This is a genomic window from Anabaena lutea FACHB-196 (assembly GCF_014698305.1).
GTDB lineage: Bacteria > Cyanobacteriota > Cyanobacteriia > Cyanobacteriales > Nostocaceae > Anabaena > Anabaena lutea.
Map to the genome: position 1 here is coordinate 96,531 of NZ_JACJST010000012.1, position 16,741 is coordinate 113,271.

A 16,741-nucleotide genomic window follows, 5' to 3' on the forward strand; every position below is an offset into this window, starting at 1 on the left:
GGATTTGAGATAATTGCTCATGCTTAGATAACCGAATTTCTAGAAACATCGGTTATCTTGTTGATGATCTCAATGATTTTTCCCAATTATCCAGAATTTCTGTCTACCAGTTGGTTTTCTTGGCGCAAATAGGCTTGGATAAAAGCATCAATTTCGCCGTTCATGATATCCGTAATTGCTGTTGTTTCCGTATTTGTACGCAAATCTTTGACCATTTGGTAGGGGTGAAACACATAATTACGAATTTGGTTGCCCCAGGAGGCTTCCACCATATCACCGCGAATTTCGGCAATTTCTTGGGCGCGTTGTTCTCTGGCTATAACTAACAACTTAGCTTTAAGACGAGCAAGAGCTTTTTCTTTGTTTTGCAGTTGGGAACGTTCTTCTGTACAACGCACAGCCAAACCCGTGGGTAAGTGAACTATCCGCACGGCTGTTTCTACTTTGTTGACGTTTTGCCCACCTTTACCACCAGACCGAGTTGTGGTAATTTCCAAATCTTTCTCTGGAATTTCCAACTTGACGGTGTTGTCTATTTGTGGCATGACTTCCACCCCAGCAAAACTGGTTTGCCGCTTCCCGTTGGCGTTAAAAGGAGAAATCCGCACTAAGCGATGAGTACCCATTTCTGACCGCAAGTAACCATAGGCGTAGCGACCAGTAATCTCTAAGGTTGCTGATTTAATTCCGGCTTCATCACCTTCTGATTCTTCGGCTAGAGTTACTTTGTAGCCATGATCTTCTGCCCAACGGGTGTACATCCGCATCAGCATAAAAGCCCAGTCTTGGGCATCTGTACCACCTGCACCTGCGTTAATTGTTAAAACTGCACCTTGAACATCGTAGGGGCCAGAAAGTAATTGCTGTAATTCCCACTGGTCAAGGTCACGATTAAGCTTGTTTATGGTAGATTCTGCTTCTTGCAAAAGTGCTTCGTCAGTTTCTAATTCTAATAGCTCAACAACTGCCCTGGTATCTTCTAGATTGGCTTGCCACTGATAATACTGTTCTAAGTGGTCTTTGAGGTCGTTGAGTTCTTGGAGTGTTTGTTGTGCCTGGGTTTGGTCGTCCCAAAATTCTGCCTGGGCTGATATTTGTTCTAAATCGTGAATTTTGGCTTTGAGTGCAGGTACGTCAAAGATAGTCCTGGGTTTTACCCAGGCGGCTAGACAACGTTTCGATTTCGCGTTTAAGTTCTAGGACATCCATATTGGTACCGGTTCAAGTTGAGAGCTATCTGGATTTTAGCGATAGGTTTTGCATAGCTTCTTTGAAAGAAGCGCTGCTGCTTTCAGTGGATAGCTTTTGATTTTGATTTTATTTTATAGTTTCGATTTTAGCTGTAATTGGGCAAATTCGGGTGTGTAAATTACCGAACAGCTTCTAGATGAAAAACCGTGGCTCATCTGCAAGAGCCACGGTCAGTTTTTAGTTAAATTTTGTTTTTTCTCTGGCCGATAATCAATTAATCACGGCCATTAATGGCTATGAGTAACCGCAAGATAAAGATGAATAGGTTGATGTAGGTTAGGTACATCGACAAAGCTGCGGGTAAATATTCATCATCGCGGTAGGTGCGGGGCAAGATGTAGAAATCAACGACAGAAGCTCCAGCGAAAATAAACACACCTAAACCGGAAATACCGATTTCTAACCAAGTGGGTGTGTAAACACCAAATAATGCCAATACAAATTGGCTGAGGCACACAACCACCAAGGCTATTACACCCAGAGAGATGGTTTTAGTCAAAGCCATACCGTCTGATTCTGAGAGGTTAGAACCAATTTGACGGGCGGCAATGAAGGTGATTCCACAACTTAGGGCAGCTATGCCAATGCCCTGAAGACCAACACCTTGGGTTCTTAAAGCAACGAACACCAAGCCACTTAGGGTATATCCAGATAAGAGGCTGTAAATGCCTAATAGTGGTAGGGCAAGGCTATTTTTTCCTTTGGAAGCTACATTTTGAGCAACAAAGAACAGAATGAATTCCAGAACTACAGCACCAAAGAAGGTGGGAAAAAATAGTTCGGGGTGGGAACGAATGACTCCCAAACCGCCATAGGTTCCTAATGCGGTGAGGACTAGTCCTCCACCAACATAGGGTAAGGCATTGGCAATGACATTGGGACCAACTAGAGTGTGATTTTGAGCTTCACGGAAAGCTTGACGAAAATTGCTGGTATTGCTCATATCTAAACAACTGTAAATACAGGTTTATGAGGAAATGTCCTACTAATATTTCTATTCTTACCAATAGTTGGGCTGGAAGCTAGGGCGGAAATCTAGAAACATTATTTTAACTAATCAAGCGAGAATAAATGCAGTATTTTTACTTAATAATTGATCGGGTTTGTTACGGGCTTAAAAAGGATCTTTCGTAAAAATTGAGCATTGGTAGCAAAAGTTACTTTTAATAGACAAAAGTAGATTTTTCTCAGTAATTTTATGTAAAGAGGCGATGATCTTCAGATGAAGTTCAGTAAAACAACGATGGTTTATTATGCCTTGACTAAGGAAAATAATGACAGCTTTAAATCAAGTATACGCAACTCCATTCTTCGGGGAAAGGGGTTACTACAAAGGAATTGATATGGCAGCAAGTGAGTCCTCTGTGCAGTATGATGGTATGGAGTTATTACACTTATACCACCAACATCCTTCTATTAAACTGCGTAACCAACTTGTAGAAATACATCAGGGTTTAGTGCGGAAGATGGCTTATAAATTTAGACATCAATGTCATGAACCTTATGAAGATTTAGAACAAATTGGTTATTTTGGTTTAATTCGGGCTATTGAACGCTTTAATCCTAATCACGGATATGCGTTTAGTTCCTTTGCTATACCTTATATTCGCGGTGAAATGCTGCATTTTTTGCGCGATCGCTCTACTCTAGTCAAAATTCCCCGTCGTTGGCAAGAACTTGACAATGAAGGGCAAAAAATTCGCAAAGAGTTGACAATATCTTTAGGCCGTTCTCCCAAAGAGATTGAAATAGCTAACAAACTTCATATTTCTTTACAAGAGTGGCAAGAATGCAAGTTAGCGGCTCAAAATCGGATGCCTTTGAGTTTAGACGCTACTTATGTTAATTATATTGATAATCAATTAACTTTGGGTGATATCATCCCCTGCCCCCGTACTGCTGTACTTCAACAACAAGAAGAGGAAAGACAAATATTACAGGGGGCTATGAATCTGTTAGAAGATAACCCCCGCATGGCTGTTGAGTTAGTATTTTTAAAAGAATTTACTCGCAAGGATGCTGGTAAAAAAATAGGTGCTAGTCCGATGACAGTAACCCGGTATCTGCATAAGGGAATACAGGAGTTAATCTGCTACTTACAGCCACAAACGGAGTCAGGAGTACTGAGTGCTGAGTGCTGAATCAGGATTGGTTGTAGGGATAATTGATGTAATTGCCAGGTTATTAACTTTTGATTTATCTTGGATATCAGTTCAATTTGTCAATTGATATAAGCATAAATCTTTTCTGGCATCAACATCAAATTTTAACCCTAACTCCATTCCTGAAGTTGTTTCGATTTCATTAATGGATTCACCATTACTCTGAATACTCTCTATTTTAGCTAATTGACAGTAGAATTTACCTACTAAAAACAGACTATCTCCAATTGATAATAAATCCTTTCCATTCGCAGTTAAAATTGCAGCTTTAGGTTCTTGATACCACTCTGTAATTTTACCAATTTCTTGAATTTGACCTATTAACTTTTTCTTTTCAATCACCTGATAAGTAACTAACTCAGACAGTGCTTGACACAAAGCTTCAACAAAATCACATAATTCTAACAGTGCATTAGCAGCTAAAAAATCATCTATATTTGTTCCATGTGCCGCATCGTTACGGTAACTAATAAATGTATCAAGTTCATTTTCAACAGAGTTTTCATTTGCTCTGATTTCTTTTACAAAATGCATTATATATCTATTTTTTAAAATCCAAGACCATGTATTTGGCACTCCAGCATCTGTTAACAACTTATTTAGAGTATCTTTACGTAAATTTTGTTCATGAAACAAAAAAGCATCTGGTAAAAGTTCATATTTACCTTCACCAGTATTTCCATAAAATAATCCTCGCGTCACTTCCTCAACAGTTAAATGGGAATACCTATTTTTCTTAAGTTCAATTAGCAATCTCCCTACTCCGTTTTGGTGGGTATTGCGAATACTTTCATCCAGGTCAGAATAAGATGGAAATAACTCTTGTAGAATTATTAGCCAATCTCGAATTAAGTCTTCAACAAATGTTTCATAAATAGCATATAAACGAGTTACAACAGCACAGTGATCATAAACCCGCCAATCATTTAATTTAGGAGTATCTTGAAATATATTCATGAAAACTATTTTTGTTTCTTCTTTATGTAAAGAAACATCTCCAAAAGCAATATCTCGAATTTTCTCGTTAGTTTTAATAATGGAACGAATTGTAGAAATATTAGCTTTTACAGCCATGAGCAGATTCTGAAACATCGCTTTTTACTCTGCTATGACTTGAGATAGCATATCATCAAATAAACTGATTCCATTTTGGATATCAGCCTTAGTTTTTCCACCACCAGTAAATAGCTTTGATTTATCTTCCCTAAACAAAATTTTAGTTTTCTCAATAACTCTTGGCTTACGTTTGAGTAAAATATCTACATCTGCTAAGTGTCTGCTAAAACCAACCATCACAGCATCATAATAAGCTTTACGTGCTTCATTTGTCCAAGTATCAGACTGAGGATCAAAAGGCTTGAATAAGTTCTCTCCATAAATTTGGTGAGCCAGATTTATAGTTTGAAGAAAAATGTTTTTCAGGAATTCTATATCTTCATCAGAAAATGATAGACTTTTCATCATATATAAGTCGAGAAATCCTTGCATACCCCTACTAAATTTATCGGTGTTACGCAATGCGAAAAACCGCAGAACTAATTCTGCATCTTCCATTTTTTTGTAAAGGTTATTTTCCTGAAGTTCTTCATCATCATGAATAGGAATATTCCAAGCAGCCGTAAAAATTGGATTAGCTGCTAATTCTAGCAATAACTGATTAAACTGGCCATAAAATGAACAATTTCGTATTTCCTGACGACTCAGTTCTACTCCTCCAGTATTGATACGAGCAAAAGCAAGCTGTTTTAAAAATAGTGCATCTTCTGGACTAGATGTTGACTCTGTAATTAAAACTATAGTAGATATGGAACGACGATCAATTCCTGCTTTAATTTTTGCTGGTAGTTCCTTGTAAGTACGTCCATTTAGTTCTGGCCAAAGTTCTAATCCCTTCAATTTAAGATGGTTGTCATAGAATTCTTCAAGAGCAGTAATTCTCTGTTGACCATCCATGACTTCATAAACATTAAAATCTCTTTCGTACAGAATAATTGGTGGTACAGGAATATTACTCAAAAAAGATTCTATAAGTCTGGATTTTTTGCCTTGATCCCACCTTTTCCTTCGTTGATAAAAAGGTTGAATATCCATATAACCAGGTTTTTTTAACGCATCTATGAAAGCTGGTAGCTTTTCCCGGTTCATTTCAGTTAATATTCGTTGTTCACCCTTTTCATATTTATCGTTTATTTCTTGATCAGACATAGTGATGTGGTTTGGAGAGGGTGTTTTTTCCCACATCATTTCTTCAGTTGGAGCTAGAAGTTGCATTGACTACATTCTCCAGAAAATGGATAAAAATAAATGGACCTATCTACAAATTAGCTTATAACCCTGATTAGTTAAGGGTTAAAACAGAATTTACAGATAGGTTTAATGACTATCTACTAGATTTTATATCGGCTATAGCTCCTCTAGTCATAGCCGCGATCGCTTTATCAGTTGCTTTTGGTAAATGATAATATTTACCTCCTGCTGTTTTTGCCAATTCCTTCGCAAAGCCTGTTGATACAAATTTACTCTCAGTATCAATTACCAACAATTGCATCCCTGAAGCCCGAATTCTGGCTGCAATATCTAATAATTCGGTTTTGATATCTGGCTTTTCTCCTGGTTCTATGGGTTCTCCTAAAGAACGAGCTAAAGGAATATTACCACGACCATCAGTAATTGCCACAATCACAACTTGTCCGATATCCCCACCCATTTGGGCATTTACACCCACACGCACGGCTTGAGTTAAACCATGTGCGAGGGGTGAACCACCACCACAAGGTAATCTTTCTAAACGATTTTTAGCTAAAGCAATGGAACGGGTAGGAGGTAATAAAACTTCCGCTTGTTCTCCTCGGAAGGGTATCAAAGATACTTGATCACGATTTTGATAGGCTTCTGTTAAAAGTTGCATTACCGCACCTTTAGCAGATTGCATTCTATTTAAAGCCATTGAACCAGAAGCATCCACAACAAAAACCACCAAAGCGCCGGCTTTTCTTACCAACCGCTTAGAACGGATATCTCCCTGTTCGACAATTACTTTTTTATCTGGCTGTCTAGCACGTCGTGCTTTTTGATACGGTGCAGCGGCTCTGAGTGTGGCATCTACGGCGATGCGGCGCGCTTTACCTTTGGGAATCATTGGCTTGATGTACCTTCCCCGGTCGTCTGAGAAGATAATGCTGCGACTCCCAGATTTACCTTGACGTTGTGCCATTTGGGTAAAATAAAGCACTTCTGGGTCAAGGATTACTCCTTCTGGATCAAAGATAAATTCTTCGGGAATGTCCGGGGGTTCTTGCTGTTCTTGTTCTTCTTCTTTTTCTTCTTCCTGTTCTTCCTCTTGTTCTTCTTCTGATTCTGACTCGTCTTGATTTTCTGGTGGTGGTGGGGGAGGTGGTGGTGGTTGGTCTGGTGGGGGTGTTTGAATTATTGTTGTTCTAGGAACTATGACTAATTCCACTGCGCGACGCAAATCATCAGCAGTTACGGTATTGCGTCCTTCTAAAGCTGCTGCGGCTTTGGCTACCCGTACCGCAAATAATTCTGCACGATGTCCTTCTACACCACCGCGAATGGCTTCATTGACGAGGTAGGTAATTTGTTCTTGAGTAATGGTAACTTCTTTTAACCATTCCCGTGCGAGGATGATTTGGGTTTTGAGTGAGTCGATGTCTTCGCTGTATTGTTGGAGAAATTCTGTGGGAGACTTGGAATAGGCGATCGCTTGTTCAACTGCTTGTACTCTTTGATCTAAACCCAGAACTCCGTCTGCTGACAGTGCGATCGCAATTCTATCCAGTAAATGCTCCCTTAACGCCCCTTCTTCCGGGTTGTAAGTCGCAATAAACAAAGGCTTACAGGGATGTTGAAAACTAATTCCCTCCCGTTCAATTTGGTTCCGCCCGTCAGATAATACAGCTAAAAGTTGATTACTAATTTGATCATCTAATAAATTGATTTCATCCACATACAGCACACCACGATTTGCGGTAGCCAGTAACCCCGGTTGAAAAATCGTATCACCTTGTTTAACCGACTGTTCCACATCCACAGAACCTAAAAGCCGGTCTTCTGTCACACCTAAGGGAATCTGCACAAAAGGTGCAGGGATAATTTCCGTTTCTATCTCCTGTCTTTCTTCAGCTAAAAGTTTATCATCCCATTCTTCTGGGTAGTTGGGGTCACAGTTGCTCAGGGAATCTTTAACAACTTCAATCGGTGGTAATAAAGCGTGGATAGCACGCGCCATCACAGATTTAGCCGTACCACGACGACCTGCAATTACCACACCCCCCAAAACGGGATCAACTGCTGTCAACAGCAAAGCTATCTTAATTGCTTCTTGACCGACTACAGCGGTCAAGGGAAAAGCAGTCATTGTCGGGGTAATAGTAGGCGCAGGCATTGTTTCCTTAATAGTTATTATATTTTTAGCATAGCAATTTCTGGCACATTTTAGAATATATATAACGGCAACTCCTAAAGGAGCAAGATAATATGACTACGATTCAGGTTAAATACTTCACCATAGAATATGACCAAAATGTGAAAATACCACTTTATGCAAAAGCAGGAATTTTTGATTATTGGATTTTTAATTTATTAGATAATTGCTTAGAATATTACAGTGAGCCATGTCAAAATCAACAAGGTAATTTTGGATATGCACACAAGCGGATTGTTTTACCTAATCAAGTAATATCTTTACCATGCTTCCCTGATTTACAGCTTGATTTGAGTAAAGTATTTCCACTGAATGAATAGATTTTCCAAACTTCAGATTCTTGATTTATTTAAAAGTCATAAATCTTCTTGTTTACGAATAAATTAGGACTCCTATGAAGATACCAAATAGGTTATGAATACCTTGTAGGTTGGGTTAGATGCGGTAATTAAATTATAACGTTAACAGATAAATTACCAAACCACATCGTAACTCAACATCCACTATAAAATATGTGTTTAGTGATATATAATTATTAAGAATTTTATCAGTGCCACTGTCAAACAAAAATTGGAGTTACAGCTATGGTACAGCAACTTACACCAGAAACCAAACCAGAAATCATCTACCCCGATAGTGATGAAAACCCAATGGCTGATAATACAGAACACTATGAATGGATAGTTAAAATTAAAGAAAATTTAGAAATATTATTTGCTGCAAAAAATGATGTATTCATAGCAGGTGATTTACTTTGGTATCCTGTCGAGGGAAATGTAAAAACTCGTCAAGCACCTGATGTCATGGTCATAATTGGTAGACCGAAAGGTAGACGTGGTTCTTACAAACAATGGGAAGAAAATAATATTATTCCCCAGGTAGTTTTTGAAATCCTATCTCCAGGAAATCGCACCAAAGAAATGGCGAAAAAACTACTTTTTTATCAACGTCATGGAGTAGAAGAATACTATATTCATAATCCAGATACAATTGAATTAACCGGATTTATTCGGGAACAAGAATGGTTGGAAGAAATCGAAGAAATCAATAATTGGGTAAGTCCATGTTTAGGAATACGGTTTGAATTGACATCAGATAATTTAGAAATTTATTATCCTGACGGAAGAAAGTTTCTCACATCGTTGGAATTAAATCAACTCGCAGAACAAGAACATCAACGTGCAGAACAGGAATATCAACGTGCGGAACAAGAACGTCAAAATTATCAAGACTTATTAGCGAAATTGCAAGCTAAAGGAATTGATATCAATACTCTCTAAAATTTAGATCCCCGACTTCTCAAAGAAGTCGAGGAGCTGGTAATTGGAAATATCTTAGATGAATATATTAGTTGTCATAGTATATCAATTTTGAAAAAATCTAAGTATTTGTAGGGTGCGTTAGGCAAAGCCGTGACGCACTATTAATCAAGTTTACTAAGAGGATGTTTGAAAAGTATTGCATGAAACCAATCAACCCCAAAAACCTAACCCCCATTCCCTTGTAGGGAAGGGGGGTTTTAAAGCCTCTCTCCTCGTAGGAGAGAGGTTTGGAGAGAGGTTTTTCAGTAAATTTTTAGACTTCTCAAACAACCTCTAAGGTTTATAGAGATTGGAAATCTTTTTGTTCATGATTTAATCTCAAAAATACATCTTTAAAATATGGATAGAAGAAAAGTTTTGATTATTACAAGTTCAACTGTTATTAGAAGAATAATAAAAACTAAGATAATTAGTAAAAGTAGTTTTTTAGAAGTGATAGAAGCTAAAAATGCTCAGGAAGGAGTAGAACTATTAACTAGAGAGTCTGCCAATATTGTTCTCATTATTATAGCTAAACTTTACTCAGAAATCGAATGTGAAGATGTGGTAAAATACATTCAAAACGATCAGGGCTTATGTTTCATACCTTTAATAATTATGGTTTATGATGGTACTCCTGAACGTTACATATTTCAAGATCAAGAAAAGACGGAAAAATTTGTAGTTTTACAAATGCCTTTTGCTGATGAAGAATTTCGTAAAGCTCTAAAAATAGCAATTGATCGGCAAAGATGATATATTTCTTAATATCCTCATCAGTTATTCCCTAAATATCAGGGTCTTTCTCCTATCTCTACACCTGAAGGTAATAAATTTAATAATTTTAGTCACTTTGTTCATGTTGTTGTAAATCCAAAGGCAAAATCAGCAATTGTTTTTAGTTGAGTTAAATGAATTAGTTGCTTTATTTAACTTTTAAAACCTAGTTTAATCAACTGGATTTTACCAAAAAACGCAATATGTGGTATTTTCATGTTTATATAAAATTAATTCACTACAAAAAATCAAAATGCACAAACTTCTCATATTCAGTAACGAAAAACTTCTCCGTCAAGCACTTACCCACCGTTCTTATGTCAACGAACATCCAGGAGAAGCCGAACAAAACGAGCGTTTAGAATTTTTTGGTGATGCTATCCTCAACTTCTTAAGTGGTGAATATCTCTATAAACGTCACCCAGAAAAAGAAGAAGATGAATTAACTCGTCGTCGTTCTGCATTAGTTGATGAAAAGCAATTAGCAAAATTTGCAATTGAAGTAGGTTTAGACTTCAGAATGCGTTTAGGACAAGGTGCAATTCGAGACGGAGGATATCAAAATCCTAACTTATTAAGTAGCACATTTGAAGCAGTTCTTGGTGCTTACTATCTGGATAACAATTCCAATATTGAAGTGGTTCGCGCTATTGTAGAACCACTGTTTGATTCCGTCTCAGAAAAAATTGTAGTATCTCGCTCAAATGTAGACTCAAAAAATCGCTTTCAGGAATGGGTACAACGAGAAATTGGCGCAAATCCCCCCAAATATGTGACAGAACAAATAGGTGGACCATCTCACGCACCAGAATTCGTAGCTAAAGTAATAGTAGATGGAAAAGAGTATGGAACAGGTAAAGGACGCAATAAAAAAGATGCCGAAAAAGACGCTGCTGAAGATGCGTTAGCTAAATTGAGAAAACGAGGATTGTTAGAGTGAAAATTGTTGATTTTACTCAAAGCTGCAAAAATATCTTTTGTCTCTTTGAGCGAAATCAACTTTCTTTCATTTCCAGTTGCAAAGGCAGAATTACAGTAAAAGTAGAACCTATCTCTGGTTGAGAAACTAGCTTAATTTCGCCTTGTAATAGTTTTACCGACCGCGAAACTATTGCCAAACCTAAACCAGTACTATCAGGAAGATGGGACTTTTGATTATTACAACGAAAATAAGGTTCAAAAATATGCTTTTGGTCTTCTGGTGTAATGCCAATACCTGTATCAGAAACGGCAAACTCCCACTTTTGATTATCTAATACATGAGAAATAATATGAATACTTCCCGACTCTGTATAGCGAATTGCATTACTCACAAGGTTTGTAATAACTTGTTGTAGTTGAAATGCATCTGTGATTATTTTTTGATAATTTTGTTCACAATCAACTACGAGAGACAATTTTTTTTCAGCAGCTAAAGGTTCCAACATTTCACATACATTACTAATGATTTCACAGACATCCGTTGATGTAAGTTCAATTTTGATTTGTCCGGCTTCATATCGCGATAATTCTAGTAAATCATTAATTAAACGTAGCAAGTGTCTGCCATTACGCAACACTCGTTCAATATGTTCAATATTGTGATAAGTATTTGTTACAGGGTTTTTTTTATGTTCACGTAAAAATAAATCAGAGTAACCTATAATTGAGGCTAGGGGTTGTTTTAAATCATGAGTTAGTAACGAGAAGTGTTCTCGATGAGCATTAACTAAGCGGGTTAGTTCCTGATTATGCAACGTTAAAGTATTTTGCAGATGCTCTAATTCTCGTAATCGTTCATCAACATAACTATTAAAACACCGAGCGATTGCTTCATCAATTACGGTGTTAATCAACCGCATAGCCCGAATAATATCTGTTGGCTTTGCCTGCAATAAATCTGCTTGCATTATGTCGAATATTACTGTTCTTAAGTGATGATATTCTCTAGCAATTTCTGCTGAATCAAAGCCTTGTGTAGCTCGAATCACTCCGTGTTGCCAACTGGCGGTTACTATGGATTTAAAATCATTACCCTGAGATGTTGAAAGTACTGTCACCATTGCTTTTAAGACAAATGGAATGTGATTTTTAATTGCACTATAGGATAGATTATCAGCACTTTCAATCCGCCGATCTTGGCGAACCGCTGTCACCCATTTATCTATGATGGTATCAGTTCGATCAGTCAACAATTGACTAAAATCCATTTTTTTAAACTCAGTGTATCTAATTGTATATGCAATTAGTCTAGCGATTCTAATGGGTTTGTCTTCACAATTATTGAGATAACTCAAATATCACAGCAATTAGATAGCAACAAACCTGCAACTTACAGTGTTTAAAATAAATTTAACACCATAAAGATAATAAATTAGCAAACATACCCAAATAAATAAAATCTGTAATGGTTAATAGTTACTGAGATGCGCTCACCCTGGCCGACCCACTTAGAGTAGGTTAGAAAACCACACCCCACCATAAAATATATTACTCTTGTGGGGTGAGCATCCTGCTCGCCTATCTTATATGTAATTGGATATAGCTACTGCTCACAAAATTGCATTGCTCCCATGTCACAATTAGCCGGAAATGAAAATAATTATTTGCCCTGGAATCCATGAACCAGAATTAACTACAAGCTTTATTACAGGAGGGTTAAATCTAGAGCATGACAGATCCAGCCAACAAAATCTGGTAGATATATTGGTTTTTCCGGAAGAAGGAATTTTAGCTTTATCCGCATTCCATATTTTACAGTTTTTGCGCCTTCATCTTCAGCGCCCCGCAGACGAAAGTCTGGGTAATGGGCTAGAAACGCCTGTTATATTCATTAGCTTTAGTGCTGGTGTAGTTGGTGCAATTATCGCTGCCACAAAGTGGCAACTTTTGGGCGGTTATGTCAAAGCATTTATTGCCATAGATGGCTGGGGGATGCCATTATGGGGGAATTTCCCAATTCATCGTCTGAGTCATGATTACTTCACCCATTGGAGTTCTGCTGTTTTAGGTAGTGGACAAGATAATTTTTACGCCGACCCACCGGTTGAACACTTATCCATGTGGCGATCGCCCCAAACAGTACAAGGACAGTGGGTAGACCAATCGATGGGGTTTTCTCCATCCATAAAATCCTTAAGTGCGGCTGAATTTTTGCATTTGTTGTTAAAACGCTATGATTAACATTCTCTCCACCTTGGTGCGGAGCTTTCGCTTTAGCGATACGCGGTTCATTTAATCCGTATTCATTTAGTGGGAAGGGAGTAACGCCCAAGTTTTGAGCAGTCTCGCCAGAGGCATTAGTTCAGATTTGACCCGCCGTACTTATAAAAATAGTCCGGACACTAGCGTTACCAAACAGGAGTGAGAAATAGAGAAAATAAGGGTGACAATGGAAATAAACACGGTTAAATAACGAATGTTCCTCTCATGACTCCCGGCTCCCGGCTTCTTCCGATCCATCTACCCTAGTCAAAATTCCTAAATATAGTAAATGTTTCCTACTGAACCTACTGCTGTTAATCACGGCTTTGGCGCACTGCTAAAAAACAGGAATTTTATGCTCCTGTGGATTGGGCAATTGATTTCCCAGTTGGCAGATAAGGTATTCTTTGTCTTAATGATTGCCTTACTGAAGCTCTACCTACCTGCTAATGATGTAGACAATAGCGGTCGTTTTTATTTGTACATGGCATTTACCGTACCAGCAATTTTATTTGGTTCCGCAGGCGGTGTGATCGTTGACCGTGTGCCAAAAAAACTGATTATGGTAGGCTCAGATGCGGTGCGTGGGATATTCATGCTGTTGATTCCCTTTCTACCACGGGAGTTTGCAATTCTGTTATTCTTTACCTTTGCTATTTCCACCGTTACCCAGTTTTTTGCCCCAGCAGAACAAGCTGCCATTCCTCTTTTGGTAAAGAAAGAGGGTTTAATGGCTGCCAATGCCTTATTTAGCAGCACGATGATGGCAGCATTAATTATTGGTAATGCTGTCGCTAGTCCGATGTTGGATTGGGTGGAAAGCTTGAATAAAGGTTTTGGTAAAGAAATGGTAGTAGGTATCTTATATCTACTATCTGCTTTGATTATGATGCCTATTCATTTTCAAGAACACAGACATATTGACGAAGATACAGTTAAAATTAATCCTTGGACTGAATTCTTACAAGGCTTGCGCTATCTCAAAAAAAATCGGCTCGTGTGGAATGCCATGCTGCAAATTGTCACTTTATACTGCGTGTTTGCGGCTCTGATAGAATTAGCGATTGGTATGGCAGCAAAGTTACACTTAGAAGCCAGGGACTTTAGCTTTTTCGTGGCCTCTGCCGGAGTCGGGATGGTAATAGGTGCGGCAATTCTCGGTCACTTTGGTCATAAATTACATCAAAAACCCTTACCCTTAATCGGGTTTTTGATTATGGCGATGTCTTTGGGGTTGTTCACTTTTATTGAAAACCTACCCCTAGCCCTAGGACTCTGTATTTTCTTGGGTGTCGGTGCGGCCTTCGTGAATGTGCCAATGCAAACTTTAATTCAGCAAGAAACTCCACCAGAAATGCATGGTAAGGTATTTGGCTTTCAAAATCATGCTATCAATATTGCTCTCACCGCACCTCTGTTGATAACCACAAAGCTAGTTAATGCCTTTGGTTTATCAGCTGTGCTGTTGGGAATGAGCTTGGTTGTGGCTGCCGTCGGTGTCTGGGCTTGGCAAAATACCCGGCGGGTATTGCAAGATGTGATTTAAAAATTGTAAAATCATAGCCCAAAGATATTGTATGTCTATGCTAGTAAATGGAAATTATCTAAGCATTTGCTGGAATTTTTCAATTAAAATGAAGTTATAAATACAGAATCTAGGGCTTAAGTTTAGTTATATTTTGAGGTTAACCGTGCGTTCACAAAGTGTCTCCGCAGGAGAATCCCCTTCTCAAATCAGTATCTCACAATCGGCAAATCACAAGCAATCTCCTATCTCTAATTCGTCAGTTGTCCCCCCCAAACGTGAATCTGGCGGTTTTGCATTGCTAGATAGTCTCGTCCGTCATGGGGTTGAGTATATTTTTGGTTATCCCGGTGGGGCAATTCTGCCGATTTATGATGACCTGTATAAAGTAGAAGAAACTGGCAGAATTAAACATATCTTGGTTAGACACGAACAAGGCGCTTCCCATGCAGCTGACGGCTACGCCCGTGCTACTGGTAAGGTGGGAGTGTGCTTTGGGACTTCTGGCCCAGGGGCAACCAATTTAGTCACAGGTATCGCTACAGCCTACATGGATTCTATTCCCATGATTGTGGTGACAGGACAAGTACCACGGGCTTCGATTGGTACAGATGCCTTCCAAGAAACAGATATTTACGGTATTACTTTGCCCATTGTCAAGCATTCTTATGTAGTGCGTGACCCTAAAGATATGGCGCGGATTGTGGCGGAAGCGTTTCACATTGCCAGCACTGGTAGACCGGGGCCTGTTTTGATAGATGTTCCTAAAGATGTGGCTTTGGAAGAATTTGACTATGTACCTGTAGAACCAGGTTCGGTCAAGTTACCTGGATATCGTCCCACTGTGAAGGGAAATCCCAGACAAATTAATGCGGCAATTCAGTTGATTCGAGAAAGTCGCCGTCCGTTGTTGTATGTTGGTGGAGGTGCGATCGCAGCGAATGCCCACGCAGAAGTCAAACAACTGGCAGAATTATTTAATATCCCTGTCACTACAACCTTAATGGGTATCGGTGCATTTGATGAACATCATCCCCTCTCCTTGGGAATGTTGGGAATGCACGGTACTGCTTACGCTAACTTTGCGGTGACAGATTGTGATTTGCTGATTTGTATTGGTGCCAGATTTGATGACCGGGTGACAGGTAAGTTAGATGAATTTGCTTCCCATGCTAAAGTCATTCATATCGATATTGACCCAGCTGAAGTAGGTAAAAACCGTGTTCCCGAAGTTCCTATTGTCGGTGATGTCAAAAACGTTTTAACAGATTTGTTGCGTCGATGTCAAAACTCAACTAATAAAACTCCTCCTTACCAAAATCAAGAATGGTTAAACTTAATTAACCGTTGGAAACAAGATTACCCTTTGGTAGTACCTCATTATCCTGATAGCATTTCCCCCCAAGAGGTAATTATCGAAGTTGGTCGTCAAGCACCCCACGCTTTCTACACCACAGATGTCGGACAACATCAAATGTGGGCGGCACAATTCCTCAAGAATGGCCCCAGACGCTGGATTTCTAGTGCTGGTTTAGGAACAATGGGTTTTGGTGTTCCTGCCGCGATGGGTGTAAAAGTAGCGTTCCCTGATGAAGAAGTTATCTGTATCAGCGGTGATGCCAGTTTCCAAATGTGTTTACAGGAATTGGGGACTTTAGCACAGTATGGCATAAATGTCAAGACTGTGATTTTAAATAATGGCTGGCAGGGAATGGTGCGTCAATGGCAAGAAGCCTTCTATGGTGAGCGTTATTCTTGCTCAAATATGGAAGTAGGGATGCCAGACATTGAACTTTTGGCTAAAGCCTATGGTATCAAGGGCATGGTGATTAGTAACCGAGACGAGTTACAAGATAAAATTGCCGAAATGTTGGCACATAACGGGCCAGTGATTGTCAATGTCCAAGTTACCAGAGATGAAAACTGCTATCCTATGGTCGCTCCTGGTAAGAGTAACGCGCAAATGATTGGTTTGCCTAAGCAACAACCGAAAATTGCCGTTGAGCCAGTTTATTGTAGCCACTGTAATACGGAAAACCTACCTAGTCACAATTTCTGTTCTGAGTGTGGAACCAAGTTGTAATTAGATTCTTAAGGG

At 38.9% G+C, this 16,741-nt stretch carries 13 protein-coding genes and 1 pseudogene; 8 read left to right on the forward strand and 6 right to left on the reverse strand.

All coding sequences use genetic code 11. The features are described from left to right. Nucleotides 1–86 precede the first annotated feature (86 nt). Both prfB and H6G59_RS14405 read right to left on the reverse strand, forming a co-directional pair. Nucleotides 87–1,209, reverse strand: a protein-coding gene (prfB, locus tag H6G59_RS14400) for a peptide chain release factor 2 (protein WP_190715499.1) whose coding sequence is annotated in 2 segments (ribosomal slippage) — nucleotides 87–1,136 and nucleotides 1,138–1,209 — 1,122 coding nt in all. Because the reading frame shifts where the segments join, the coding sequence is not laid out codon by codon here. A gap of 256 nt (nucleotides 1,210–1,465) precedes the next feature. Beyond that, nucleotides 1,466–2,194: a Bax inhibitor-1/YccA family protein gene (locus H6G59_RS14405; RefSeq protein WP_190715500.1), complete on the reverse strand. Its 729-nt coding sequence runs from the start codon at nucleotides 2,192–2,194 to the stop codon at nucleotides 1,466–1,468. 400 nt (nucleotides 2,195–2,594) lie between these two features. Between H6G59_RS14405 and H6G59_RS14410 the strand changes: the two genes are divergently transcribed. After that, a complete protein-coding gene (locus H6G59_RS14410; protein ID WP_190715627.1) occupies nucleotides 2,595–3,392 on the forward strand; it encodes an RNA polymerase sigma factor SigF in 798 nt (265 codons plus the stop codon). A gap of 72 nt (nucleotides 3,393–3,464) precedes the next feature. On the opposite strand, the gene H6G59_RS14415 is transcribed toward H6G59_RS14410, so the two are convergent. From H6G59_RS14415 to bchD, 3 genes are all read right to left on the reverse strand, one after another. Continuing rightward, nucleotides 3,465–4,487, reverse strand: a complete 1,023-nt coding sequence (locus tag H6G59_RS14415) for an MAE_28990/MAE_18760 family HEPN-like nuclease (protein ID WP_242038874.1) — start codon at nucleotides 4,485–4,487, stop codon at nucleotides 3,465–3,467. A gap of 24 nt (nucleotides 4,488–4,511) precedes the next feature. Further along, on the reverse strand, nucleotides 4,512–5,684 hold the full coding sequence (locus H6G59_RS14420) for a DUF262 domain-containing protein (RefSeq protein WP_190715502.1): 1,173 nt from the start codon (nucleotides 5,682–5,684) through the stop codon (nucleotides 4,512–4,514). A 109-nt stretch (nucleotides 5,685–5,793) separates the two neighbouring features. Continuing rightward, nucleotides 5,794–7,818 (reverse strand): magnesium chelatase ATPase subunit D, encoded by a 2,025-nt coding sequence (bchD, locus tag H6G59_RS14425; protein ID WP_190715503.1) that lies wholly within the window; start codon nucleotides 7,816–7,818, stop codon nucleotides 5,794–5,796. A gap of 125 nt (nucleotides 7,819–7,943) precedes the next feature. Between bchD and H6G59_RS14430 the strand changes: the two are divergent. From H6G59_RS14430 to rnc, 4 genes and pseudogenes are all read left to right on the forward strand, one after another. Then, nucleotides 7,944–8,177 (forward strand): annotated as a pseudogene (locus H6G59_RS14430) (Uma2 family endonuclease); the annotation flags it as partial. Between the two features lie 264 nt (nucleotides 8,178–8,441). Then, nucleotides 8,442–9,137, forward strand: a complete 696-nt coding sequence (locus tag H6G59_RS14435; protein WP_190715504.1) for a Uma2 family endonuclease — start codon at nucleotides 8,442–8,444, stop codon at nucleotides 9,135–9,137. 381 nt (nucleotides 9,138–9,518) lie between these two features. Continuing rightward, a complete protein-coding gene (locus tag H6G59_RS14440; RefSeq protein WP_190715507.1) occupies nucleotides 9,519–9,914 on the forward strand; it encodes a hypothetical protein in 396 nt (131 codons plus the stop codon). A 274-nt stretch (nucleotides 9,915–10,188) separates the two neighbouring features. Next, nucleotides 10,189–10,875: a ribonuclease III gene (rnc, locus tag H6G59_RS14445; protein ID WP_190715509.1), complete on the forward strand. Its 687-nt coding sequence runs from the start codon at nucleotides 10,189–10,191 to the stop codon at nucleotides 10,873–10,875. A gap of 55 nt (nucleotides 10,876–10,930) precedes the next feature. Here the strand turns inward: rnc and H6G59_RS14450 are convergent, their stop codons facing one another. After that, nucleotides 10,931–12,124: a sensor histidine kinase gene (locus H6G59_RS14450; protein ID WP_190715511.1), complete on the reverse strand. Its 1,194-nt coding sequence runs from the start codon at nucleotides 12,122–12,124 to the stop codon at nucleotides 10,931–10,933. A gap of 382 nt (nucleotides 12,125–12,506) precedes the next feature. On the opposite strand from H6G59_RS14450, the gene H6G59_RS14455 reads away from it, so the two are divergent. The 3 genes from H6G59_RS14455 (at nucleotide 12,507) to ilvB (ending at nucleotide 16,726) form a co-directional block, all read left to right on the forward strand. Then, nucleotides 12,507–13,097: a hypothetical protein gene (locus tag H6G59_RS14455; protein WP_190715513.1), complete on the forward strand. Its 591-nt coding sequence runs from the start codon at nucleotides 12,507–12,509 to the stop codon at nucleotides 13,095–13,097. 310 nt (nucleotides 13,098–13,407) lie between these two features. Beyond that, entirely contained in the window at nucleotides 13,408–14,664 is a 1,257-nt protein-coding gene (locus tag H6G59_RS14460; protein ID WP_190715515.1) for an MFS transporter, read from the forward strand. A 145-nt stretch (nucleotides 14,665–14,809) separates the two neighbouring features. Further along, nucleotides 14,810–16,726, forward strand: a complete 1,917-nt coding sequence (ilvB, locus tag H6G59_RS14465; RefSeq protein ID WP_190715517.1) for a biosynthetic-type acetolactate synthase large subunit — start codon at nucleotides 14,810–14,812, stop codon at nucleotides 16,724–16,726. The last annotated feature ends 15 nt before the right edge of the window (nucleotides 16,727–16,741 follow it).